The organism is Duganella dendranthematis (assembly GCF_012849375.1).
GTDB lineage: Bacteria > Pseudomonadota > Gammaproteobacteria > Burkholderiales > Burkholderiaceae_D > Rugamonas > Rugamonas dendranthematis.
In genome coordinates this window covers 2089376-2115449 of sequence record NZ_CP051684.1, presented here as the reverse complement: position 1 = coordinate 2115449, position 26074 = coordinate 2089376, and the positions used below count along the sequence as shown (strand labels likewise).

At 64.4% G+C, this 26074-nt stretch carries 16 protein-coding genes; 10 read left to right on the top strand and 6 right to left on the bottom strand.

Annotated elements, in window-relative coordinates:
* Positions 1-10: 10 nt before the first annotated feature.
* A complete protein-coding gene (locus HH213_RS09725; protein WP_169112119.1) occupies positions 11-2653 on the top strand; it encodes a polysaccharide deacetylase family protein in 2643 nt (880 codons plus the stop codon).
* Between the two features lie 4 nt (positions 2654-2657).
* Here the strand turns inward: HH213_RS09725 and HH213_RS09720 are convergent, their stop codons facing one another.
* Entirely contained in the window at positions 2658-3260 is a 603-nt protein-coding gene (locus tag HH213_RS09720; RefSeq protein ID WP_110845774.1) for a DJ-1/PfpI family protein, read from the bottom strand.
* An 81-nt stretch (positions 3261-3341) separates the two neighbouring features.
* Here HH213_RS09720 and HH213_RS09715 point away from each other — a divergent pair, with 81 nt between their 5' ends.
* The 8 genes from HH213_RS09715 (at position 3342) to HH213_RS09680 (ending at position 18742) form a co-directional block, all read left to right on the top strand.
* Positions 3342-4325: a GlxA family transcriptional regulator gene (locus tag HH213_RS09715; protein ID WP_169112118.1), complete on the top strand. Its 984-nt coding sequence runs from the start codon at positions 3342-3344 to the stop codon at positions 4323-4325.
* Positions 4326-4332: 7 nt separating this feature from the next.
* A complete protein-coding gene (locus HH213_RS09710) occupies positions 4333-4725 on the top strand; it encodes a hypothetical protein (RefSeq protein WP_169112117.1) in 393 nt (130 codons plus the stop codon).
* A gap of 605 nt (positions 4726-5330) precedes the next feature.
* Positions 5331-11045 (top strand): SPM autocatalytic domain-containing protein, encoded by a 5715-nt coding sequence (locus HH213_RS09705; RefSeq protein ID WP_169112116.1) that lies wholly within the window; start codon positions 5331-5333, stop codon positions 11043-11045.
* A 224-nt stretch (positions 11046-11269) separates the two neighbouring features.
* Complete coding sequence (locus tag HH213_RS09700) at positions 11270-13420, top strand: peptidase domain-containing ABC transporter (RefSeq protein ID WP_110845771.1); 2151 nt, start codon at positions 11270-11272, stop codon at positions 13418-13420.
* Entirely contained in the window at positions 13417-14760 is a 1344-nt protein-coding gene (locus tag HH213_RS09695; protein ID WP_229263375.1) for an HlyD family type I secretion periplasmic adaptor subunit, read from the top strand. Before HH213_RS09700 ends, HH213_RS09695 begins: the two co-directional genes overlap by 4 nt.
* A 33-nt stretch (positions 14761-14793) precedes the next feature.
* Positions 14794-15585 carry a glycosyltransferase family 2 protein gene (locus HH213_RS09690; protein ID WP_110845769.1) on the top strand — a complete coding sequence of 264 codons (792 nt, stop codon included), beginning with the start codon at positions 14794-14796 and terminating at the stop codon, positions 15583-15585.
* A 15-nt stretch (positions 15586-15600) separates the two neighbouring features.
* Complete coding sequence (locus HH213_RS09685) at positions 15601-17409, top strand: HAD-IIIC family phosphatase (protein WP_169112115.1); 1809 nt, start codon at positions 15601-15603, stop codon at positions 17407-17409.
* Between the two features lie 22 nt (positions 17410-17431).
* The gene (locus HH213_RS09680) at positions 17432-18742 is read left to right on the top strand and encodes a hypothetical protein (protein ID WP_169112114.1); all 1311 of its coding nucleotides are present in this window, start codon (positions 17432-17434) and stop codon (positions 18740-18742) included.
* A gap of 14 nt (positions 18743-18756) precedes the next feature.
* Here HH213_RS09680 and HH213_RS09675 read toward each other — a convergent pair whose 3' ends face one another.
* Together HH213_RS09675 and HH213_RS09670 are read right to left on the bottom strand one after the other, a co-directional pair.
* Entirely contained in the window at positions 18757-19233 is a 477-nt protein-coding gene (locus tag HH213_RS09675; RefSeq protein ID WP_169112113.1) for an acyltransferase, read from the bottom strand.
* Positions 19234-19242: 9 nt separating this feature from the next.
* A complete protein-coding gene (locus HH213_RS09670; RefSeq protein ID WP_110845765.1) occupies positions 19243-20358 on the bottom strand; it encodes a DegT/DnrJ/EryC1/StrS family aminotransferase in 1116 nt (371 codons plus the stop codon).
* Positions 20359-20550: 192 nt separating this feature from the next.
* Between HH213_RS09670 and HH213_RS09665 the strand changes: the two genes are divergently transcribed.
* Entirely contained in the window at positions 20551-21435 is an 885-nt protein-coding gene (locus tag HH213_RS09665) for a WxcM-like domain-containing protein (protein WP_110845764.1), read from the top strand.
* Positions 21436-21463: 28 nt separating this feature from the next.
* Here the strand turns inward: HH213_RS09665 and HH213_RS09660 are convergent, their stop codons facing one another.
* Genes HH213_RS09660 through HH213_RS09650 form a run of 3 tightly spaced genes read right to left on the bottom strand, consistent with a single transcriptional unit; the run spans position 21464 to position 26037 of the window.
* Positions 21464-21895 (bottom strand): sugar 3,4-ketoisomerase, encoded by a 432-nt coding sequence (locus HH213_RS09660; RefSeq protein ID WP_110845763.1) that lies wholly within the window; start codon positions 21893-21895, stop codon positions 21464-21466.
* Positions 21892-22809: a glycosyltransferase family 2 protein gene (locus HH213_RS09655; protein WP_169112112.1), complete on the bottom strand. Its 918-nt coding sequence runs from the start codon at positions 22807-22809 to the stop codon at positions 21892-21894. Before HH213_RS09655 ends, HH213_RS09660 begins: the two co-directional genes overlap by 4 nt.
* Positions 22810-22830: 21 nt before the next feature.
* Positions 22831-26037, bottom strand: a complete 3207-nt coding sequence (locus HH213_RS09650; RefSeq protein WP_169112111.1) for an O-linked N-acetylglucosamine transferase family protein — start codon at positions 26035-26037, stop codon at positions 22831-22833.
* Between the last annotated feature and the right edge of the window lie 37 nt (positions 26038-26074).

Below are 26074 nucleotides of genomic sequence, written 5' to 3'. Positions count from 1 at the left end.
AAGAATTGCCATGAAATCCAAGTTAATCATTGTCGCCGTGGTGGCCGCGCTGGCCGCCGGCGGTGCGTATGTGGTGTTGCGCGGCAAGCCGGCCGCTGCGCCGGCTGCGTCCCCGGCATCGGCCCAGACCGCCGCCGTGCCGGCCTTGCAGCCAGAACTGCAAGCGCTGCTGGCCAATTACCGCAAGATCATCGTGCTGCTGGCCGATGAGAAAACCCTGAACGACGCCGACCGCAAGGCCGCCAACCAAGTTGGCCAGTCACTGTTCCATGAAAACCTGGAGCGCCTGACGCGTATCCAGCCGCTGCTGGTGCAAACGCAGGCGCTGCCGCCGGCCCAGCGCGACGCCGCCTACGATGCGCTGCTGTCGTATATCGAATCGGCGTCCGACCTGTTCGATGCGGACCGGTTGGCGTTCCGCGAAGTGCTGCTGTCGCTGCAAAAGCTGGCGGCTACCGACCAGACGCTGCCGGCCATCAAGCTGCACAAGCGTGTCAGCGAAGACCTGGCGGCGCTGGAAGACATCGAGAAGCAGTACGACAAGGAAATCAGCGATATCTTCTCGCGCTTTGAAGCGCGCGCCATCACGCCCAAGCGCGAGAAGTGGGATGACTACGTCGCCCATCTGCGCAAGCTGTACACCCGCGAGCAGATCATGAAGGACTACGGCGTCATCGTGCCGTATCCGGAGCCGCCGGCCGCCGCCGCTGGGGCTGCGGGCACTGCTGCTGCGCCGGCCAAGGAAATCTTCGGCAACACGCTGCCGCCGAAAACCGTGGTGCTGACCTTTGACGACGGTCCGCATGGCACCTACACCGAAGAAATCGCCGCCATCCTCAAGCAATACAATGTGCCGGGCGTGTTCTTCGAGGTCGGCCAGAACGTCGGCCGCTACAAGAACGAGAGCAAGCGCCTGATCGACGCCGGCCACACCGTGGGCAACCACAGTTTCAGCCACGCGCTGCTGTCCAAGCAGAGCGGCGACAAGCTGTACGGCGAAATCGCCAACACCGACACCGCGCTGAAGGCCGCCGACGAGCGCCGCTCGCCGCTGTTCCGCTTCCCGTATGGCGCACACAATGCCGAAGGACTGGCCATCCTGTCCAAGCTGGGCCTGCGCTCGGTGATGTGGAATGTGGATTCGATGGACTGGGCCGATCCGGTGCCGAGCTCGATCGCCAACCGCGTGCTGGGCACGCTGGCCAAGGAGCAGCGCGGCATCATCCTGTTCCACGACATCCACGACCGCAGCGTCAAGGCGCTGCCGATGGTGCTGGACAAGCTGATTGCCGACGGCTACAGCTTTGCCGCCTGGGACGGCCAGGAGTTCAAGGTCGCCAAGGGCGCCAAGCCGGCGCCGGAGCAGGTCGCCATCAGCACCGGCTACGCCAACAGTTACGCGGTGGTGATCGGCATCAACGATTACCAGAAGTGGCCCAAGCTGCAATACGCGGTGCAGGACGCCAAGGCGATCCGCGACACGCTGGTCAACCGTTTCGGGTTTGCCGGCGAGCGCGTGTTCACGCTGACCAACGGCGAGGCCACCCGCAACAACATCCTGGCGCTGTTCCACGACAAGCTGGCCGAAGCCAAGCTGAAGAAGGATGACCGCATCTTCGTGTTCTTCGCCGGCCACGGCGCCACGCGCCAGCTGTCGTCCGGCCGCAACCTCGGTTACATTATCCCGGCCGACTCCGATCCGCAGCAGGTCAGCGTCGACGCCATTCCGATGACGGATTTGCAGAACATTGCCGAAAGCCTCAACGCCAAGCACGTGTTGTTCGTCATGGACGCTTGTTACAGCGGCCTGGGGCTGACGCGCGGCGGCGGCAGCGAAGCCTTCCTGCGCGACAACGCGCGCCGCATCGGCCGCCAGATGCTGACCGCCGGCGGCGCCGACCAGTTGGTGGCCGATGGCGGTCCCGGCGGCCACTCGGTATTCACCTGGACTTTGTTGCAGGCGCTGAACGGCAAGGCCGACCTCAACGGCGACGGCATGATCACCGCGACCGAACTGGCCGCCTATGTGGCGCCGGCGGTGGCCAGCGTGTCGCAGCAGACGCCGGCGTTCGGCAGCCTGCCGGGTTCGGAGGGCGGCGAGTTCGTGTTCCAGTTGCCGGTCGAGGCCGAGTTCCTCAGTGCGCAGTCGACGCAATTGCCGGCTGACGCCATCGCACTTAACAGCAAGCTCGATAGCGCCCGCAGCCAGCAGGCCGAGGGCAACGCAGTGGTGGTCAAGAACCTGAACGGCGGCGAACAGAAACTGGCGGCGCCGAAGCCGGTCGATGTGTCGGCGCGCCAGCTGGCGCAGCGCGCCAACGACCGTGGCATGCAACTGTATAAAGAGAAGCAGTATGCGCAGGCCGAGGCGGCGTTTACCGAGGCGCTGAAATTCCGGCCGGACTTCGGCCTGGCCGCCAACAACCTCGGCTTCGTCTATTACAAGCAGGAGAAATATGCCGAGGCGGCGCGCTGGTTTGAAAACACGCTGCAAATCGACACCTCGCGCGCCATCGCCTATCTCAACCTCGGCGACGCTCGCGCGCACCTGAACGACAACGAGAAAGCCAAGCAGGCCTACACCAGCTTTCTGGCGCTGGCCCCCAACCATCCAAGCGCCACCTATGCGCGCGAACAGCTGAAAAAGCTATGACGGCTCAGTCGCGGCGCCAGTCGTAGTCCATCTGGCGCGCGGTGCGGTCGGCCAGCGCCGCGCCGCTCAACCGCGCCACCAGGTGCAGCGACATGTCGATGCCGGCCGAGATGCCGGCCGAGCTGACAATGCGGCCGGTATCGACCCAGCGCTGGCCGGTCTTGACCTCGACCTGCGGCCAGCCCGAGCGCAGTTCGTCCAGGTCTTGCCAGTGGGTGGTGGCGGGCAGGCCGTCCAGCAGGCCGGCCTTGGCCAGCAGTACGGCGCCGGTGCAGACCGAGGCCGTCAGTTCCGCCGTCGCCGCCGTGGCAGCGATCCAGCGGATGACTTCCGGTCGCATCAGCTCGGCGCCGACGACGCCACCCGGCACAATGAGCACGTCAATCCGGCCGGTGTCGGCCAAGGTGGTTTCCGGATGCAGCACCAGTCCCGCGCGGGCGCGCACCGGCAGGTTGCTGGCGCCGATGGTGCGCACGGCGAACGGCGGCGGCGCGTTGGGCGTCAGTCCGGCCGCCACCCGCGTGGCGCAGGTGAATACCTCATACGGGCCGGCAAAGTCCAATACTTCAACGTTGTCGAAAATATAAATGCCTACGGTGCGTGTCATGGCGATCTCCTTGTCCCTAATCAGCCATGTTGGCACGGCCACAGTTGACACAAATGACATCCATGGTGGAATATCTGCCAGATGACTCCGATCCCGATCTGGCTGCTGGTGTATCCCGGCTTTTTGCTGCTGGACGCTACCGGCCCCGCCCAAGTGTTTGCCACCGCCAATGACGAGGCGGCCGACGCCGGCCGGCCGTCGCCTTATCAAATCAATATGATCGCCGCCGAACCCGGTCTGGTGATGTCGACCGCAGGCGTTTCCGTACAGGCCGCGCCCTTGCCTTCGCCGTCCGCGCTGGCCGGCGCCACGCTGATGGTGGCCGGCGGTCGTGGGGTGGAACGCGGGCCGGATGCCAGTCCGGCGCTGGATGCCGCGCTGGTCGACTGGGTAGTGCAGGCCGCCAGCCAGCTGGCGCGCTGCTGCTCGGTGTGCACCGGCGCCTTCGTGCTGGCGCGTGCCGGTCTGCTGGACGGCCGCCGCGCCGTCACCCACTGGCAGGACGCCGCCGCGCTGCAAGCCCAATACCCGGCCATCACCGTGCAGGAAGACGCCATCTATATTAGAGACGGCGCGCTGTACACCTCGGCCGGCATCGCCGCCGGCATCGATCTGGCGCTGGCGCTGGTCGAAGAGGATCAGGGCCGCGCCGCCGGACTGGCAGTGGCCAAGCGGCTGGTGGTGTTCTACAAGCGGCCCGGCGGCCAGCGCCAGTTCAGCACCGAATTGCTGGCCCAGGCCGAACCGCAGGGTTTGCACGGTCGCCTGACCGCCTGGCTGCGGCCGCGCTTGCAGCAGCAGCTGGATGTCGAGCAAATGGCGGCCGCGCTGGCGGTATCGGTGCGCACGCTGCACCGCCACCTGCAGCAGGAAGCCGGACTGTCGCCGGCGCAACTGCTGCTGCGGCTGCGCATGGAGGCCGCCTGCGGGCTGCTGGAGCAGGCCGGCATGACGGTTAAGCGCGCCGCCCGCCAGAGCGGCTTCGGCAGCGAGTACAATCTGCGGCGCGCATTTGCCGCGCAGCTGGGCGTAGCACCCAGCGACTATCAATCGCGCTTTGGATGAGGACAGGATGCAGGCACTGGAAAAATGGCTGGCCCGGGTATTGTTGCTGAACAGCGGGCTGGCGCTGGCCGTCAGCCTGGGCCTGCTCGGCGCCGCGGCGCCCACCGGCGACATGCTGCTGCACGGGGTGGCGCTGCTGGGTTTCCTGGCCGGCGTGCTGTCGCTGCGGCGCGCGCGTTTCGGCCTGTGGGGCGGGGCGCTCTATTATAGTGTGCAGCTGTTCAGCTATTTTCCCCATGGCGAAGGTCCGACCTTCAGCGTCAAAGCCGGCGTCAGTCTCGGCGTGGTGATGCAATTCGCCAACGCCACTGTTGTCATGAATGCATTTGCGCTGGTGCTCCTAGCCGCCACCCTCGCGGTGTTGTGGCGGCGCCGCCACCAGACCGCTGCAGCGCAATAGAAAATTTCCATACGTCATCATCGCGTCATATCACTGAGGCACAGTCTGGCCTTATCCAGCTGCGCTCGCCGTCGTAGACAAATCAACATGGTTGATAGCCGCTGAACATTGTTATTTTAAGCGTGGCGGCGCGGCGACAGGCTTGCAAATAAATTCCTTGCGGAAATTTAATCCGCTATACTAGCCCTCCATAGCAAGTTTTTTACGTCGTTTTACACACGTTTCAAAGAAAAAAACGAATGCTTTCAAGCACTTGGTGATTTTTGAACGGCAGCGGCAAGATTTCGTGAGTTTTTTTTCCGTATGGGAATAAGTTTACTTAGTGGAAGACTCGTGACGGTCGCCTTGTAATCAAGCAGGACGAGTTTTAGGCTCGATGTTGAGTTGGGAGGAGGCAATAAATCTTCTCGGGTTTACTCAAGTTGAGCAATATGTTGACGTTAAGAATGTGTGCGCACGCGGTTTTGCGTTCGCGGCAAGTAATACCTAATAAGTAGTTAAACGGCAAATATGCCACTGGCGGAAGACGCGGATGCAACGGTAGGGCCGTGCACCAGATGTTTTCGGACAGCAAATCGAATCAGCGCCCTTCTAGGAGAAATGCAATGAGCGTCATTACCAGTATGTCCACCAATCAGCTTGCAAGTCTGAGCACCCAACAAGTGGTGACCATCTCGACTGCAGATATTGCGGCGCTCAGCACCGAACAGATGGCGGCGTTGACCACCAATCAGTTCCAAGTACTGACCTCGACCCAAGTTGGCGCCATTTCGAGCGCCAATGTGCCATTGCTGAGTGCGACCAATTTTGCCGCTTTGAGCACCACCGGTCTCCAAGGCCTGACCACCGGCCAAGTCAAAATCCTGACCACCGAACAAATCGTCGCGCTGACCACCAACCAGGCTGGCGCACTGAACAGCCGCCAGTTGAGCGCACTGAGCACCGCCTCGTTTGCCGCGCTGGAAACCGAAGACTTCGCCGCACTGAAGACCGCCACCCTGGCCGGCCTGAGCAGCACCCAGATCGCCGCCCTGACCACCGAACAAGCCGTTGCACTGACCACCGCCCAGGCTAACTCGCTGACCAGCGCCCAAGTGCGCTCGCTGACCACCGAATCGATCGCCGCCCTGCAAACCGAAGACCTGGCTGCACTGAAGACCGCCGTGTTCTCGTCGCTGAGCACCGGCCAGGTTGCCGCGCTGACCACCGAACAGATCCAGGGTCTGACCAGCGCCCAGTTCGCTGCGATGAGCACCCTCGACGTCGCCTCGGGCCTGACCACCAACCAGATCGTGGCCATGACCTCGAACCAGTTCGCTGGTTTGACCACCGTGCAAGTTGCTTCGCTGTCGAGCGCCAACCTGGCCGCGATTGAAGCCGCTGACGTCAGCAGCATCACCACCGCCGGCATCGCAGCCCTGAAATCGACCCAGATCACGGGCCTGACCACCGAACAGATCGGCCAGCTGACCTCGAGCCAGGCTGCTGCGATCAGCACCGCCGCCATCAAGGCCCTGACCACCGAGCAAGTCGTGGCGCTGACCACCAACCAGGCAGCCGCCCTGAGCAGCGCACAGGTCAACGCGCTGACCGCCGCGTCGATCACCGCGCTGGAAACCGAAGACTTCGCCGCGCTGAAAACTGCGACCATCGCCGGTCTGAGCAGCGCCCAGATCGTCGCCCTGACCACGGAACAAGTCGTCGCCCTGACCACCGGCCAGGCTAGCGCACTGAGCAGCGCCCAGGTGCGCGCGCTGACCACCGAGTCGATCGCCGCCCTGCAAACCGAAGACCTGGCCGCACTGAAGACCGCCGTGTTCTCGTCGCTGAGCACCGGCCAGGTTGCTGCCCTGACCACCGAACAGATCCAGGGTCTGACCAGCGCCCAGTTCGCCGCGATGAGCACCCTCGACGTCGCCTCGGGCCTGACCACCAACCAGATCGTGGCCATGACCTCGAACCAGTTCGCTGGTTTGACCACCGTGCAAGTTGCTTCGCTGTCGAGCGCCAACCTGGCCGCGATTGAAGCCGCTGACGTCAGCAGCATCACCACCGCCGGCATCGCTGCCCTGAAATCGACCCAGATCACGGGCCTGACCACCGAGCAGATCGGCCAGCTGACCTCGAACCAGGCTGCTGCGATCAGCACCGCCGCCATCAAAGCGCTGACCACAGAACAAGTGGTTGCGCTGACCACCAACCAGGCAGCCGCACTGAGCAGCGCACAGGTCAATTCGCTGACCGCCGCCGCGATCACCGCGCTGGAAACCGAAGACTTCGCCGCACTGAAGTCCTCGACCATCGCTGGTCTGAGCAGCGCCCAGATCGTCGCCCTGACCACCGAGCAAATCGTTGCCCTGACCACCGGCCAGGCTAGCGCACTGAGCAGCGCTCAAGTCCGCGCGCTGACCACCGAGTCGATCGCCGCCCTGCAAACCGAAGACCTGGCTGCACTGAAAACCGCCGCCTTCGCTTCGCTGAGCACCAGTCAAGTCGCTGCCCTGACCACCGAACAGATCCAGGGTCTGACCAGCGCCCAGTTCGCCGCGATGAGCACCCTCGACGTCGCCTCGGGCCTGACCACCAACCAGATCGTGGCCATGACCTCGAACCAGTTCGCTGGTTTGACCACCGTGCAAGTTGCTTCGCTGTCGAGCGCCAACCTGGCCGCGATTGAAGCCGGCGACGTCAGCAGCATCACCACTGCCGGCATCGCAGCCCTGAAATCGACCCAGATCACCGGTCTGACTACCGAGCAGATCGGCCAGCTGACCTCGAGCCAGGCTGCCGCCATCAGCACCGCCGCCATCAAGGCGCTGACCACCGAGCAAGTCGTCGCGCTGACCACCAACCAGGCAGCCGCACTGAGCAGCGCACAGGTCAATTCGCTGACCGCCGCGTCGATCACCGCGCTGGAAACCGAAGATTTCGCCGCACTGAAGTCCTCGACCATCGCTGGTCTGAGCAGCGCCCAGATCGTCGCCCTGACCACCGAGCAAATCGTTGCCCTGACCACCGGCCAGGCTAGCGCACTGAGCAGCGCTCAAGTCCGCTCGCTGACCACCGAGTCGATCGCCGCCCTGCAAACCGAAGACCTGGCTGCACTGAAAACCGCCGCCTTCGCTTCGCTGAGCACCGGTCAAGTCGCTGCCCTGACCACCGAACAGATCCAGGGCCTGACCAGCGCCCAGTTCGCCGCAATGAGCACCCTCGACGTCGCCTCGGGCCTGACCACCAACCAGATCGTGGCGATGACCTCGAACCAGTTCGCCGGCCTGACCACCGTGCAAGTTGGCGCACTGTCGTCCGCCAACCTGGCCGCGATTGAAGCCGGCGACGTCAGCAGCATCACCACTGCCGGCATCGCAGCCCTGAAATCGACCCAGATCACCGGTCTGACCACCGAGCAGATCGGCCAGCTGACCTCGAGCCAGGCTGCCGCCATCAGCACCGCCGCCATCAAGGCGCTGACCACCGAGCAAGTCGTCGCGCTGACCACCAACCAGGCAGCCGCACTGAGCAGCGCTCAAGTCAACGCCCTGACCGCCGCGTCGATCACCGCGCTGGAAACCGAAGATTTCGCCGCACTGAAGTCCTCGACCATCGCTGGTCTGAGCAGCGCCCAGATCGTCGCCCTGACCACCGAGCAAATCGTTGCCCTGACCACCGGCCAGGCTAGCGCACTGAGCAGCGCTCAAGTCCGCTCGCTGACCACCGAGTCGATCGCCGCCCTGCAAACCGAAGACCTGGCTGCACTGAAAACCGCCGCCTTCGCTTCGCTGAGCACCGGTCAAGTCGCTGCCCTGACCACCGAACAGATCCAGGGCCTGACCAGCGCCCAGTTCGCCGCAATGAGCACCCTCGACGTCGCCTCGGGCCTGACCACCAACCAGATCGTGGCGATGACCTCGAACCAGTTCGCCGGCCTGACCACCGTGCAAGTTGGCGCACTGTCGTCCGCCAACCTGGCCGCGATTGAAGCCGGCGACGTCAGCAGCATCACCACTGCCGGCATCGCAGCCCTGAAATCGACCCAGATCACCGGTCTGACCACCGAGCAGATCGGCCAGCTGACCTCGAGCCAGGCTGCCGCCATCAGCACCGCCGCCATCAAGGCGCTGACCACCGAGCAAGTCGTCGCGCTGACCACCAACCAGGCAGCCGCACTGAGCAGCGCACAGGTCAATTCGCTGACCGCCGCCGCGATCACCGCGCTGGAAACCGAAGACTTCGCCGCACTGAAGTCCTCGACCATCGCTGGTCTGAGCAGCGCCCAGATCGTCGCCCTGACCACCGAGCAAATCGTTGCCCTGACCACCGGCCAGGCTAGCGCACTGAGCAGCGCTCAAGTCCGCTCGCTGACCACCGAGTCGATCGCTGCGCTGCAAACCGAAGATCTGGTCGCGCTGAAAACCGCGTCGTTCAGCGCCCTGAGCACCGCCCAGGTTGCTGCACTGACCACCGAGCAGGTCCAGGGTCTGACCACCGGCCAGTTCGCCGCGATGAGCACCCTCGACGTCGCATCGGGCCTGACCACCAACCAGATCGTGGCGATGACCTCGAACCAGTTCGCTGGCCTGACCACCGCGCAAATCAGCGCGCTGTCGTCGACCAACGTGGCGGCGATCGACGCGGCGGACGTCAGCAGCATCACCACTGCCGGCATCGCAGCCCTGAAATCGACCCAGATCACCGGCCTGACCACCGAGCAGATCGGCCAGCTGACCTCGAGTCAGGCTGCTGCGATCAGCACCGCCGCCATCAAGGCCCTGACCACCGAGCAGGTGGTGGCGCTGACCACCAACCAGGCAGCCGCGCTGAGCAGCCGTCAAGTGGTGTCGTTGACCACCGAAGCGATCGCCGCGCTGGAAACCGAAGACCTCAACGCGCTGACCACGGCGTCGGTCGCTTCCCTGAGCACCGCCCAGGTTCGCGCCCTGACCACCAATCAGTTCAACGTGCTGAACACCAGCAGCGTGCAAGTGCTGACCACGGCCCAGGTCAACAGCCTGAGCACCGAACAGGCAGTGGCGCTGAGCACCAACCAGGCTGCGGTCCTGAGCTCGTCGCAAGTGGCTGCCCTGAGCACCGCCAGCGTCGCCGTGCTGGAAACCGAAGACCTGGCCGTGCTGAAAACCGCGTCGGTTGCCGCACTGAAGACCTCGCAAGTGGCTGCCCTGAGCACCGAGCAGATCATCGGCTTCACCAACGGCCAGCTGGCAGCACTCAGCACCGCCGTGATGGCGTCCGGTATCACCACCGCGCAGATCGTGGCCCTGTCGAGTGAGCAGCTGAATTCGCTGACCACCGCGCAAGTCCGCGCGCTGTCCACCGCCGGCGTGCAGGCGATCGAAGTGGCTGATCTGGGTCTGATGAACACCAGCTCCATCGCAGCCCTGAGCACCGCCCAGTTCTCGCGCCTGACGACCGAACAGATCGCCGGCCTGAGCACGAACCAGGTGCATTCGTTCACCACCTCGCAGATCCATGCGCTGACCTCGTCGCAAGTCCAGGCGATGAGCACCGACCAGATCTCCGCGCTGCCGACCTTCACGCCGCTGGTGCTGGACCTGAACGGCAACGGCATCGACACCATCAGCTCGACGGCAGGTGTGCAGTTCGACATGCTGGCCAACGGCAGCAAAGTCAGCACCGGCTGGGTTGGCGGTGGCGACGGCCTGCTGGTCCTGGACCGCAACGGTGACGGCACCATCAACAATGGTGGCGAACTGTTCGGCTCGGGCACCACGCTGGCCAACGGCAGCAAAGCCTCGAACGGCTACGCCGCCCTGGCGGAACTGGATACCAACGGCGACGGCGTGGTCGATGCCAAAGACAGCCAGTTCTCGAAACTGCAAGTGTGGGTCGATGCCAACGGCGACGGTGTCAGCCAGGCTGATGAACTCAAATCGCTGGCCGATCTGAACATCACCAAGCTGAACCTGGATGCCAAGCACAACCCGTCGCTGAACAACGGCAACATCGTCGGTCTGACTTCGACCTACGAGACCGCCGACGGCGCCAGCCACACCGCAGCGGACGTCTGGTTCAGCGCCGGCGCCACCAGCAGCAGCCTGACCAGCTCGGTCAGCAACCTGTCGTCGGCGATGTCGAGCTACACCAGCCAGCCGGCTACCAGCGGCAGCACCAAGCTGGAAGTCCCAACCAGCAGCAACGGTTCGGTGGCCGCCCTGGCCAGCGCCATCGGCAGCTACGAGAACAAGCTGACCGCGGCCAGCCACTCGGCTTCGACGGAAGAGACGCTGCGTCTGAAAGCACTGCAAAACGGCGCGCAACACGGCCTGCTGGCAGCCAAGTAATCTGACAGCGCGGTAACAGAAACGGCAAGGCCTGCGGGCCTTGCCGTTTTTTTTTGCCCGGCCATTTTCGCGCCCGCCATCGCCGGAACAGCGGGGTAAACCGGGTTGTGCTTCCAAACAACAAATTCGCCCGAGGAAGGCGTGCACTAGGTTAAAATCCCACAGCTGGAACGAGCGCGTGCGCGTGTCGGCTTGGTTCCCGCTTTTTACCCACATCGATGCCTATGCAAGCTAAATTTCCCCATACCGCGATCCAGTGCCTGACTGCGATTGCCCAGCATCATGGTCTGCAGATAAGTCCGGAACGCCTGATCGATGAAAACGCGCTGCGCGCCGAGGAACCCGGCGTCGGCGCCTTGCTGCGCATCGCCTCGGATATCGGTTTGAAAGCCAAGGCCGACCAGCTGACCTGGTCGCGCCTGATGGCGCAAGGCGGCGTGTTCCCGCTGATGGCGCGCCTGGTGGACGGCAATTCGGTGATCGTGGTCGGCGTCAAGCCGGGGGAAAACGGCGGCCAGGACCATGTGGCGGTGCTCAACCCGGCCAGCGCCAACGCGGTGGTGGTGCTGGTCAGCCGCAGCGACTTCGAGCAGCGCTGGCAGGGCGATGTGCTGTTCATCAAACGCCAGCACAAGCTCAGCGACCCCAACCAGCCGTTCGGCCTGCGCTGGTTCATTCCCGAAATCCTCAAACAAAAAGCCGCCTTCCGCGACATCTTCATCGCCGCCATTGCCATGCAGCTGCTGGCGCTGGCCTCGCCGATCTTCTTCCAGCTGGTGATCGACAAGGTGCTGACCCACCGCAGCGTGACCACGCTGCAGGTGCTGTCGGTCGGCATCATCATGGCGCTGGCGTTCGACGCCACCTTCGGTTTCCTGCGCCAGACGCTGACGCTGGCGGCCAGTAACAAGATCGACATGCGGCTGACGCGCCGCGTGTTCGGCCACCTGCTGTCGCTGCCGATCGATTTTTTCGAGACCACCAGCGCCGGCGTGGTCACGCGCCACATGCAGCAGCTGGAAAAAATCCGCAACTTCCTGACCGGCCGCCTGTTCTTCACGGCGCTGGACGTGATCGCGCTGCTGGTGTTCATTCCGGTGCTGTTCAGCTACTCTGTCAAGCTGGCCTCGCTGGTGCTGTTCTTCGCCGCGCTGATCGCCGGCGTGGTGCTGGCCATGGTGCCGACCTTCAACCGCCGCCTGCAAGCGCTGTACTCGGCCGAGGGCCAGCGCCAGGGCATGCTGGTGGAAACCATCCACGGCATGCGTACTGTCAAGGCGCTGGCGATCGAGCCGTCGCAGCGCCGCGTGTGGGACCAGCGCTCGGCTGAAGCGATCACCATGCACTTCCGCGTCGGCCAGATTTCCATCGCCGGCAACTCGGTCACCGACTTCCTCGGCAAGCTGCTGCCGGTGCTGATCATCGTGGTCGGCGCCGCCGACGTGTTCGACAACACGCTGTCGGTCGGCGCGCTGATCGCCTTCCAGATGCTGTCGGGCCGCGTCACCCAGCCGCTGATCTCGCTGGTCGGCCTGGTCAACGAATACCAGGAAACCGCGCTGTCGGTGCGCATGCTGGGCGAGGTCATGAATCGCGCGCCGGAAGGCCGCGCCGGCGCCAACGGCCTGCGGCCGGTGCTGGAAGGCGAGATCAAGTTCGACGCCGTGACTTTCCGCTATCCGGGTGCGCAGGCGCTGGCGCTGGACAAGGCCAGCTTCACCATCGAACAGGGCACGGTGGTCGGCATCGTCGGCCGCAGCGGCTCCGGCAAGACCACCTTGACCAAGCTGATCCAGGGACTGTATCCGGTCCAGGAAGGCATCGTCCGCTTCGACGGCATCGATGCGCGCGAGATCGAGCTGGCGCATTTGCGCCGCCAGATCGGCGTCGTGTTGCAGGAGAACTTCCTGTTCCGCGGCACCGTGCGCGAAAACCTGTCGGTCACCAAGCCGGACGCCAGCTTTGAAGAACTGGTGGCCGCCGCCCAGGCGGCCGGCGCCGACGAATTCATCGAACGCCTGCCGCAGGGCTACGACACCGTGCTGGAAGAGAACGCCTCGAACCTGTCGGGCGGCCAGAAGCAGCGGCTGTCGATCGCCCGCACGCTGGTGGCCCGTCCGCGCATCCTGATCCTGGACGAAGCCGCCTCGGCGCTGGACCCGGAATCGGAAGCGATTTTCATCAGCAACCTGGCAAAAATCGCCGTCGGCCGCACGGTGGTGATGATTTCACACCGCCTGTCGACTCTCGTCAACGCCGACAAGATCATGGTCATGCAGCAGGGCCGCCTGGTCGATGCCGGCCGTCATGAAGAATTGCTTACCCGCAGCGAAACCTACCAGCACTTATGGAACCAGCAAACAAGTCACCTGTGAGCCGGGCGCGTCGCGCCAAGGACGAGACCGAGGTCGCATTCCTGCCGGATGCCGACGCCATCGAGCGCGGGCCGCTGCCGCGCTTCGTGCGCATCACGCTGCATGTGCTGCTGCTGGCGTTTGCCGCCTTCATCGTCTGGGCCAGTCTGTCGCCGATCGACCAGATCGTCATCGCCCATGGCAAGCTGGTCAATCCGCTGCCGAACATCGTGGTGCAGCCGCTGGACACCTCGATCATCCAGAGCATCGACGTGCGCGTTGGCCAGGTGGTGCGCAAGGGCCAGGTGCTGGCCACGCTGGACCCGACCTTCAACGCCGCCGACGAGAGCCAGCTGCGTAGTCGCCTGGAAAGTCTGGACAACCAGACCGCCGGCCTGCGCGCCGAGCTGTCCGGCCAGCGCGGCGCCGCCGACGTCGGCAAGAGCAGCGCCGACGCCCAGTTGCAGTCGCAATTGTCGAGCGAGCGCCAGGCCAATTTCGCGGCCCAGCAGAGCAAGATGGACCAGAACATCGCCCGCCTCAAGGCCAGCATGCTGACCAACAAGCACGACCAGGTGATCCTGGCCGAGCGCGTCAAGTCGCTGCGCGAAGTCGAAGCCATGCAGGAGCAGCTGATGGCCGAGCAGTTCGGTGCCAAGATGCACTTGCTGGAAGCGCGCGACCGCCGCCTCGAAGTCGAGCGCGACATGGACATGCAACGCAACAAGGCGGTCGAACTGGCCAGCGAACTGGCCTCGGCCGAAGCCGAGCGCGCCGCCTTCGGCAAGAGCTGGCGCCAGAAGGCGATGGAAGACTTGCTGAGCGCCTCGCGCGACCGCGCCGGCGTCACCGAGCAGCTGGCCAAGGCCGACCGCCACCTCAAGCTGATCCAGATGGTGGCGCCGGCCGACGGTGTGGTGCTGGAAATCGGCAAGCTGTCGGTCGGGTCGGTGGTGCGCGAGGCCGAGCCGCTGTTCACGCTGGTGCCGCTGGGCGCCGACCTGGAAGCCGAAGTGCAGATCGATTCGGTCGACATCGGTTACATCAAGCCGGGCGCCGACGTCCACCTGAAGGTCGACGCGTTCTCGTTCATGAAGCACGGCATGCTGGAAGGCAAAGTGCGCACCATCAGCCAGGATTCGTTCAAGCGCGAGACCAAGGACACCAGCGGCGGCGGGCTGGACGCCTATTACCTGAGCCGGATTCCGTACACCGGCAAGCTGAACCGGCTGCCGCCGGGCGTGCGGCTGCTGCCCGGCATGACCGTGTCGGCCGAGATCGTCGTGGGACACCGCACCGTGATGTCCTACCTGCTGTATCCGCTGACGCGCGCGCTGGACGAATCGATCCGCGAACCTTGATTACTACCCATTAACCTGTCGGAGCCCGGCTACGTGTTTACCATCATCATCCCCACCCATGACCGGCCGGTGCTGCTGCAGCGCACGCTGGAATCGCTGATCGCGCAGACCTGCCAGGACTTCAAGATCGTGATCGTGTCCGACAGCGCCACGTATATCCCGCCGTACAATCATCTGGCGCACTTCAGCGGCCGTTTCGACTACGTGCTGCGCTGCAGTGGCCGTCCCGGTCCGGCGCCGAGCCGCGACATGGGCCAGGCCATCGCCACCGGCGACTACATCATTTTCCTCGACGACGACGACACCTTCATGCCGGACCACCTGGCCAAGCTGAAGGCGCGCCTGGACCAGGGCGACCGTCCGGAACTGCTGTTCTGCGACCTGCAGGTGCAGTTCGAGAACCGTGCGGTGACGCCGCCCGAGCCGCAAGGCCCGACCCACAAGGTGTCGATCGCCGACGCCACCGACGACAGCGTCTATATCCGCAACCGCATTCCCAACAGCTGCATCGCCTACCGCCGTGACGTGCTGGACGGCGTCACCAACAATCCGGACATGGTGATCTACGAAGACTGGGACTTCCTGCTGAGCGTGCTGCAAAAAGGCTGCACGCTAACGCACGTTGCCACCGACGGCGTGGTGATCCACAAGACCCCCGCCGACGCGCCGGAAAATATGCGTCGCGGTAACTCGAATGAAGAGCTGGTGGTCAAGGTGATGATGGAGCTGTACATCCGCCATCCGGCGCGCAATATGGAAACGCGGCTGGCGCGCCAGGCGCTGCTGGCCAGCGCCAACCTGCATTTCGACCTGTCGCACTTCTGATCGGGCGGCGACGCCATGCACACCGCAGATTACCTGTTTCCGCGCGACCTGGAAGTCAACCCGACCGGGCTGAAGAAGATCATTGTGATCGGCTCCTGTCTGGCCGAAGCCTACGACAGCGAATTCAAGAAGCTCAATCCGCAGCTGGAAGTCGACAACATCATCTTCGGCAACGCCATGCAGCTGCCGGAGAAGTCGCGCGAAGAACTGGCCACGTTTGACCTGCAATACATCCAGCTGCCGCTGCGCAATGTGCTGACGGATGGCGTGATCCGCCCGCCGGCCGGCGGCGCCAGCGACTGGCTGGAAGTGGGCAAGGCCAACATCGATTTCCTGCTGAAGTACGCGCTGGCCTACAGCGGCTCGCTGCTGACCGTGGTCTCCAATTTTGTGGTCCCGCAAGGCAAGCTGGCGCCCAGCCTGAGCGACCAGGACAGTGCGCTCGACATCACGCGCATCGTCACCGAACTGAATTTCTACCTGGCCGACGCGCTGCGCAAGCTGCCCAACGCTTACCTGGCCGACGTCAATATGATTGCCGCGTCGATGGGCAAGAAATACTTCCTCGATGACGTGGTGTACTTCTTCACCCATGGCGTGCCGCTGGGCCTGGATGAGTTCATCGAGGCCGAACAGGAGTTTTCCGGCGACGCGCCGAACCGCCTGGACGGCAATCTCGACAAGGTGGCGCGTTACGACGGCAAGGTCGGCGAATTCTACGGCGCCGTGTACCGCCAGATGGAAACCATCCACCGCGTGATCCACCAGACCGATTCGGTCAAGCTGGTGATTTTCGACCTCGACAACACCATGTGGCGCGGCCTGGTCGGCGAGCATTACGAGCCGCAGGGCGCGTGGCCGCAGATGTTCGGCTGGCCGTTGGGCGTGTGGGACGCGATCAACCAGCTGCGCCGGCGCGGCATCATCGTTTCGCTGTGCTCGAAGAACGACCAGGCGGTGGTGACCGGCAAGTGGCGCCAGGTGGTGCCGCTGCCGTTCATTGAATTCTCCGACTTCCTGGTGCCGCAGATTAACTGGCAGCCGAAGGCCGAAAATGTCGCCACCATCATGCACGCGTTGTCGCTGACGGCCAAGAACGTGGTGTTCGTCGACGACAATCCGGTCGAGCGCGACGCGGTCAAGATGGCGCACCCGGAAATGCGGGTGATCGGCGCCGATCCGTTCGCCATCAAGCGTATTTTGACCTGGGCGCCGGAGACGCAGATCGCCCGCCTGAGCGCCGAGTCGGCCCAGCGCGAAGCCTCGCTGATCGGCAAGGTCAAGCGCGATGAAGAGCGCGCCGCCATGCCGCGCGAAGAATTCCTGCGCCAGCTGAATACCCGGCTGGAGCTGGTGGAGATCCATAACCGCGAGGCGCCGCAGTTCTTCCGCGTGCTGGAGCTGGTCAACAAGACCAACCAGTTCAACACGGTCGGCGCGCGCCGCTCGGCCGAGGACTACGACCAGCACTGGGCGCAGGGCGGGCGCGTGTTTGCCTTCTCGGTCGGCGACCGCTACACCGAATACGGGCTGGTGGGGGCGTTGTTCACGCTGGGTAACTGCATCACGCAATTTGTCATGAGCTGCCGCGTGCTCGGCATGGAGATCGAGCTGGCGGTGCTGCGCGAAGTGATCGCCGTGCTGCTGGAAGCCCAGCCGGCCATGGTGGTGTCCGGCCTGGTACTGAAGACCGACAAGAACACGCCGTCGCAGGGGGTGTTTGCGGCCGCCGGCTTCGTCGCCACGGATAACCCGCAAATCTTCCTGCGCACCACCGCGCCGGCCTCGCCGCTGGCGCCGCATGTGCCGGCGACGTGGGTCTGACCACCTTCACCACGAGAAAACCATGATTGTTCAACGAATTCAGCAGGACGTAATGTTTCATGACGAGACATTGACGCCGGAGCTGGCCGCGCGGCTGCCGCTCAATGACGTGCTGGGGCTGGTCAGCAATTTCGTCTACAACACTTTCATGCATGAGATGTTCCACATGAAGGCGCTGTTCTACCCGCAGCTGGACGCCATCCTGCAGGAACTGGGCAGCAAGCTGTATGACGGCGTGGCGCCGTTCCCGGCGGAGAATGACCTGCACCTGATCATCGGGTCGCAGTTTTCGAATGTCGGCGGGCATAGCCGCATCGCCCGCGATTTCCTGCAACTCAAGCGGCACAACCTGGTCGTGGTGACCGACACCTTCAACGACCAGAACGACGAGCAACGCCAGGAGATGATCGATTTTTTCCATCCGGCGCCGGTGCTGTTCCTGCCGCGCGGGAACATGGCGTTCAAGGTGCAGCAGCTGGTGGCGCTGATCACGAATTTGCGGCCTAGCCACACGTCGTGCTTCAACCACCACGTTGATCCGATCCCGGTGGTGGCGACGCTGGCCGCACCGGTCAGCAAGAAGATTTTCCATCACCATTGCGATTACCGGCCGTGCCTGGGCGCCAGCCTGGGCGAGTATTCGCACGTCGACACCACCACCGAATTGCAGCGTCTGTGCTGCGAGCGGGCGCCGCGTCACGAGAGCGTGGTGCTGAATATTCACGATACGCTGATCAATACCGATGTGGTGTCGCCGGCCTACCAGCCGGGCCTGCCGCTGAACACCATCAGCGCCGGCGGCGCTTCCAAGTATCTGTTCGCGGCCGAGCCGGCCGAGGCGTCGTATCCTTATGTGGTGGCGCAACTGTTGAAGCAGGGCGCCGGCCAACACCACCATTTCGGCAGCCTGGGCGATGCGGAACTGGCGCTGATCCGCGCGGCCATGGGGGCGCAGGGCGTGGCGTGGGAGCGCTTTGTCTACCACGGCAATGTGGCGTCGGTGTCGGCCGCCACGGCCGCCATCCAGAACGCCGTGTACGTGCCGAGCTTCCCGGTGGGCGGCGTGCTGGTGCTGGTGGAGGTGTTGTGCGCCGGTGCGCCGGTGCTGTTCAACGATGCGGTGGCCACCGACGGCGAATACGACTTCACCGTCGAAGCGCACAAGACGCTGCTGCCGGAACAATACCTGCGCTGGACCGCGTCCGACCAGCTCGGCGGGCTGCTGGCGCAGCTGGCGGCCGACTATCCGCGCTACGCCGCCTCCAGCCGCGACAGGTTCCTCAGCGCACATGCCACGCCCGCCTTCCTGGCGGACCTGGCGACGCTGGCTTAGTTGGCTTAGTTGGCTTAGCTGGCTGCGCCGGCGTCCAGATAGCGCAGGATGCGCGCTGGATTGCCGGCCACCACCGCGCGCGGCGGCACCGAACGGGTGACCACCGCCCCCGCGCCGACCATGGCACCGGCGCCGATGGTCAGGCCCGGCAGAATGGTGGCGCCACCGCCGATCGAGGCGCCCGGCTCCAGCACCGTCTGCGGAAAGCCATCCGGATATTGCTTCGACCGTGGGAACTTATCGTTGGTGAAGGTCACATTCGGGCCGATGAACACACCGGCGCCGACGCGCAACCCATCCCACAGATAATTGCCGCATTTGACGGTCACGTTGTCACCGACCACCACATCATTTTCGATGAAGCAATGGGCGTTGATGTTGCAGCCCTCGCCGATCTGCGCGCCTTGCAGGATCACCGTGAACTGCCACACCCGCGTGCTGGCGCCGATATTGGCCGACTGCACGTCGGACAGCGCATGGATATTGCTCATGACCACTCCTTAGCGCAGGATCGCATGCACGGCTTCGACCACCTGGGCGGCATCGTCGGCCGTCATGGTCGGTCCCATCGGCAGGCTCAGCACCTCGCGGTGGATCGCTTCGGAGATCGGGAACCGGCCTTCCTTCAAGCCCAGCTCGGCATAGGCAGGTTGCAAATGCGGCGCCACCGGATAGTGGACGATGGTGCCGATGCCGCGCTCAGCCAGCTGCTCGGCCAGGCGGTCGCGCTGCGGGTGGCGCACGGCGTACACATGCCACACCGGATCTGCCCAGTCCGGCACTTGCGGCAGCACCAGCCCCGGCACGTCGGCCAGTTCCTTCTGGTAGATCGCGGCGATGGCGCCGCGTTGCTGGTTGAACTGGTCGAGCGTGGTCAGCTTGACGCTGAGCAAGGCTGCTTGCAGTTCGTCCAGGCGCGAATTGTAGCCTTGGCGTTCGTTGCGGTATTTCTGCTGCGAGCCGTAGTTGCGCAGCACGCGCAACGCGTGCGCGGTGTCGGCGTCGTCGGTGGTGATGGCGCCACCGTCGCCCAGCGCGCCGAGGTTCTTGCCGGGATAGAAGCTGAAGGCGGCGCCGTCGCCCAGGTGGCCGGTGCGTACGCCGTTGGCGCGGGCGCCGTGGGCCTGGGCCGCATCCTCGATCACTTTCAGGCCGTGGCGCTGCGCTACCGCGTTGATGCCGGCCATGTCGGCCGGCTGGCCATACAGGTGGACCGCGATGATGGCGCGGGTGCGCGGCGTGATGGCGGCTTCGATCAGCGCCGGATCCAGGTTGTAGGTGGACTCGACCGGCTCGACCGGCACCGGCGTGGCGCCGCAATGGCTGACCGCCAGCCAGGTGGCGATGTAGGTATTGCTCGGCACGATGACCTCGTCGCCGGGACCGATGCCGTAGGCCTTCAGCAGCAGGAAGATGGCGTCCAGGCCGTTGGCCACGCCGATCGCGTTGCTGCTGCCGCAGTAGGCGGCAAACGCGGCCTCAAACTGCGCCACTTCGCTGCCCAGGATGTACCAGCCGGAATTGAGCACGCGCGCAAAGGCTTGCTGCAGCGCCGCTTCCTGTTGCAGGTTGATGGCTTTGAGATCGAGAAAGGGAACTTTTTGAGGGACGCTCATGATAGGCCTGTGGGAAATGCGGAGAGAGGTTGGTTATGCCAAGCATGATGGCCGATTTACGCGCCGGACACAATAGTGCAAGCCCCGCTTGGGTCCGCAAGTGGCGAACAACGTCCTGCTGTGATACTGTGAAACTTGCCCGGCAGGATAGCTTGCCGATGATCCAGCACACCAGACAGACGGAGAGAAGTTATGCAGTTAGCAGAGACAGCCATTGTGCAAGCCGGTGCGCGCGTCAGCGCCACCGCGCGCTTGGGCGACTATGTGAAAGTCTACCTGGGCGCCAGCGTCGGCGACGACAGCGTGGTGCATGGCATGACCCAGCTGTGGCCGGGCGCGCAGGTCGGCGCCAACGTGATTGTCGGCCCCGGCGTGACGCTGGCGCCGGCGGTGGGCGGCGGCGACTGTGGCATCGTGCTGGAGGACCGCTGCGAGATCGGCGCCGGCGCCACCCTGCTGGCGGGCGTGAATATCGGCACCGGCGCGCGTGTCGAGCCGGGCGCCACGGTGGCGCAGAACGTGCCGGCCTACGCGATCGTGTCCGGCACGCCGGCGCGCATCACCGGCTACGTGGAAAAACTGACGCCGGACGACAACGCCGGCTGGTACCGCCAGGCGCGCTTCCCGGCCACGCCGTCGACCATGGTGCTGGGCGTGGGCGGCGTGACGCTGCACCGCTTCAAATACCTGAACGACCCGCGCGGCGACCTGTCGGTCGGCGAGTTCCTTAACGATATCCCGTTCCAGCCGAAGCGTTATTTCCTGGTGATGAATGTACCGAGCGACAAGACGCGCGGCGAGCATGCGCACCACCGCTGCCACCAGTTTCTGGTGTGCGTGAAGGGCAGTTGCGCGGTGATGGTGGATGACGGCGAGACGCGCTGCGAGGTGCTGCTGGAATCGGCCGATATGGGCATTTACCTGCCGCCGCTGACCTGGGGCGTGCAATACAAATACTCGGCCGATGCGGTGCTGCTGGTGTTTGCCTCGGAATTCTACGAGGCCGCCGATTACATCCGCGACTACCGCGAATTCAACGCCGTGCTGGCGCAGTCGAAACTGCAACAGCCCGGCTGATCGGCGAGCCGCTCACCGGCCAGGCCGGTTAGCGTGGCTTGGGGCTCGCGGACGGATGCGAGTGGGCCGCAGCCACGAACTCGTCGTAGTCGTGGTAATAGTCCTTCGGATCGTACAGCGTCGAGGCCATCACCAGGCACACGGCGCCGGACGAGAAGTTCTCGACCTCGCGCCACATCATGCCGGGCACGTACAGGCCGTAGTACGAGCGGTTCAGCTGGAACTTCTTGCGCTCGTAGCCGTCATCCACGATCACGTCGAAACTGCCGGACATGGCGATGAACAGCTGCTGCAGTTCGATGTGGCCGTGGCCGGCGCGCGCGGAGCCGCCCGGCACGTCGTACAGGTAGTACACGCGGCGGATATCGAACGGAATATGGATTCCGCCCTCGACCACCGACAGGTTGCCGCGCTGGTCATGGCGCGGCGGCAGATCGATGATGCGGCACTGGTCCATCATGGCGCCACCTCCGCTGCGGCCGGGTTGACGTGGACGCCGCTGTTCAGTTCCGCCAGCACGCCGTGGTAGCGCTGCTGCGAGCGGGCGAACATCGGGAATACCCCGTTGAAGCGCAGCGCGGCGGCGTCCACCTGGAGCTGCATGGCGGCCAGTTCCTGCTGCGTGACGATGCCCAGGTCGGCGCATTCGATCAGCAGGTCCACATAGTCGGAGAAGCAATAGCCGAAGTTGGGATTGCTGTTCGGGTTGCTGTTCGATTCGAGCTGGAGGTCGTGACGGAAATACGACAGTTCCTCGTCAACATAAAACACCTTGCCACCCTCGGCCAGGTTGAAATACGCGGCGATGTCGGCCAGTCCCAGCGAGCAGTCGTGACGGTGGAAGGTGAACAGCCGGGTGCCGATTTCCCACAACCGCGCGCGGCGGAACAGGATGGTGGTGAACTCGCCGACGAAGTTACCCATGCTCAGCACCATGCTGCGCATCATGCCTTGCGCCGGAATGCTGCCCGAAGCCTGGTAGGGACGGCGGGTCTCGGTGCCCTGGTTCTGTACGTTGATCACCTGCGAGGCGGAAAACACCAGCTGCACTTCCGGGTCCATCTGCATCGCCGATACCATGCGCTCGATGCAGAACGGATGCAACACATCGTCGTCGAACAGCGGCTTGATGAATTCACCCTTGGCGCCGAACAGCGACGACAGCACGTTCTGCTCGCGGATGGCGACGTTGCGCTGGTAGATCACGTGCGGCGCGTACTTTTCGCAGATTTCGCGGATCGCCTCGGTCGGGCAGTTGTCGCTGACCAGGATCTCGATATTTGGATAGCTCTGGCCCAGCGCCGAGCGCAGGCAGGTTTCAAAATGGGCCGCCTTGTAGGACGGGATGACGATGCTGACTAAGGGAAGACTCATACTGTCAAGCTCCAGACAAGGTTAGGCGGCGACCGCGATGACGAGGTACTGCCACGGCAGTGCATCCTCGACCGCGACCACCGGATCGATGCCGCTGGCGCCCGCCATCAGGCGGATCGCCGGCAGGTATTTCTCGCGCGCCGGCTCTTGCAGAATGCGGGCGCTGCCGCCGCTGATCTGGAAGCCGGCCGCTTGCAACATCTCCAGCGCGGCGCCGCGGGTGAACAGGCGCTTGCGCTTCATTTCCAGGCCATCGGTGCCGTAGCGGACGTCGCCGGCGTTCAGGCGCGCCTGCATGCTCCAGTGCTGGAAGTTGCGGATGGTGAGCACCAGCTTGCCGCCGGGGGCGATATTGGTGCGGATCTTGCGCAGCATGCGCCATGGATCGTCCATCTGCTCCAGCGTTTCGTCGAACACCCAGGTATCGGCGTGGCGCACGTGGTCCCAGAAGTCGGGGCCGGCGTGTTCCAGGTCGTTGTTGAAGACAAAATCGCAGTGCGGGCGGGCGGTCTGCGCCAGCGCCGGATCGGCTTCGATGCCGGTGTAGTTGCAGATCGAATTGCGCTGTTTGTAGGCCTTGGCGAAGGCGCCGTCGCGGCAGCCGACTTCGACGATCTTGCGCGCCTGCGGCGGCATGAAGTGCAGCATGTCGGCATTGACGGCGGTGGTGGCGCTCGGCAGGTCGTAGTGATAGCCGCCGGTGCGGATCACCGTGCCCTGCCAGTCGTGCTTGAGGTAATGGCGTTTCGGCTGCTTGGCGAAGTCTTCGTTGACCCACGGGATGTTGGCCACCAGGTGGCTGGAATCGGCCGCGTGCAGCGCCAGCATGGTCGGGATCATCGGCGCGCCGTGCTTGATCGGCAGCGGCCATTGGCGCACCACGTCGATATTGGTCAGCATGCAGGCCGGGTACAGGTACGGCACGGTGCCGTCGTCCGGACGGTCGTTGCCCAGCAAATCGACCGTCAGCACGCAGCCGACGCCGTACATGCCGGGACGCAGCTCGGCGTGCATCGATTCGAGGAAGCCGGCCTTCAGGATCTCGACGTCGGAATCGAGGAACAGCACTTCGCCCGACAGGCCGAGGTGGTTGATCGCCCACGCCATGCCGGGGCCGTGGTGGATGTTGTAGCCGAACGGGATGAATTCGACATTGTCATAGCCGGCCGTGACGGCGCGGATGGTTTCCGCCACATCCGGATTGGAGCCGTCGATCACATACACGCGGTTGGTGTAGAACTGGCGCAGCGTGCGCAGCAGGCCGTCGATCAGGTCCGGCGTGTTGTACGACACGGTGACGATCGGGATCTGGTCAATGCGCACCGGCGCCGCCTGCTCCGACGGTTCCTGCGGCCGTACCGCATGGTCCGGCGCGGCCAGGCGCGGCGCGGCCGGCTTGGCGACTTTTTGCAGCGCCGCTTCCATATTGCGCACGAAGCGCGGGCTGTCGAACAGCGCCGAGTTCAGGCGGTTAGCGTGCAGCTGGCGTTTCATCGAGGCGATGCGCTGCGGATTGCTGGCCAGCTCGACGGCTTTCTCTTCGTACTCGGCAAAGCTGTAGGTGATCAGCTGCGGCAGGTCGACCGCGCGCAGCAGGCTGCCGGCCATGCGCGAGGCGAAGGTCTGGCCGGCGCAGGTCAGCAGCGGCAGGCCGGCCCACAGGGCGTCGCTGGCGGTGGTGCCGGCGTTGAACGGGAAGGTGTCGAGGAACAGGTCGGCCAGCTGGTAGCGCGCCAGGTACTCGGCCGGCACCGCGCGGCCGTTGAAGATGATGCGGTTGCGGTCGATGCCGGCTTCTTCGGTGTGGCGGTACAGGTTCTCGCGCACTTCCGGATGGTCGGCCACCAGCCACAGCACTGCGTTCGGCACGCGGCGCAGAATGTTCATCCACACGCTGAACAGGTCGGGCGTGAACTTGAAATTGTTGTTGAACGAGCAGAAAACAAAGGCGTCGTCCGGCAGGTTGACCGAGGCGCGGGTCGGCGTCGGCGCGATGGCACGCTGGCGGTCGTTGATCTGGAAGCAGTCCGGCAGGTGCAGCGGCTTCTCGGTGAAGAACGGCTCCATCTCCTTGGTGATCAGGAACTCGTCGGAGATCACGTAATCGATACCGGGCAGACCGGTGCTGCCGGGGAAGCCGAGGTAGGTCAGCTGCACCGGGGCCGGGCGGTAGGCGATGATCTGCGGACGGGCGCCCAGGGTCAGGCCGTGCAGGTCGACCAGGATATCGATCTCGTGGGCGCGGATGGTGCGGGCGGCCTGCTCGTCGGTCATCTTGTCGATGCGGATGTAGTGGTCCATCGCCTTGACCACGCGGGCGCGGATCGGCGAACCATCTTCACGGCTCCAGCTGAAGGCGTAGACCTCGAACTTGCTGCGGTCGTGCAGCTCGTACAGCTCGGCGGTCAGGATCGACACCGCATGCGAGCAGAAGTCGGACGACAGATAGCCGATGCGCAGGCGCTGGTGGTTATAGCCGTGCTGACCGGTGAGCGGCGCCACGGCGGCGTTGATCTTCTCATTGACGAAGCGCTTGGCGGCGGCCAGCTGATGCGCCGGATCGGCCGAGGCGCTGAGCATGGCCAGCGCCGAAGTGCCTTCCATCATGGTGGCGACCGAGACGTTTTCCAGGCCGCTGTAGACCGGCCACTCGCACTGCTTCTGGCGCAGGTGGACCCAGTGCGTCATCACACTGGCCTGTTGCGGATCGACGCGCAGGCTGGTGGCCAGCATGGCTTCGGCTTCCGGGTAGCGCTTCTGGATTTCCAGCAAACGGCCGAGGTTATTCAGGGTTTGCACATACAGCGTGCGGTTGGACTTGATGTCCGGCTCGATCGGATCGGTCAGGATCGACTGCCACATGGTCAGCGCGTCGACCGGCCGGCCGGTGCGCTCCAGCAGCGTGCCGAGGTTGAGGCGGGCTTCGACAAAATGCGGGTTCTGGGCGATGGCCTTGCGCAGCACCGCTTCGGCGCCGGCGTCGTCACCGCTGTTCGACAGCACCACGGCCAGGTTGAAGCAGGCGGCGTAGATCAGTGGCGACGGCGTGTGCTCGATCCAGGCGCGGTACAGGGCGATGGCGGCGGGCGCCTGGCCGCTGTCCTGCAGCACGGCGGTAGCGCCAAACAGGTCGGCGATGGACAGCTGGCCCTTGACGGCCATGGCCATGACGGAACCCAGCGGGCTGTTATCGGTAGAAGCGGGTGCGGCAGATGCTTGAGAGGTCATAGCAGAGCATAAAGTGGAATCAGTCCGAGCCCTATCA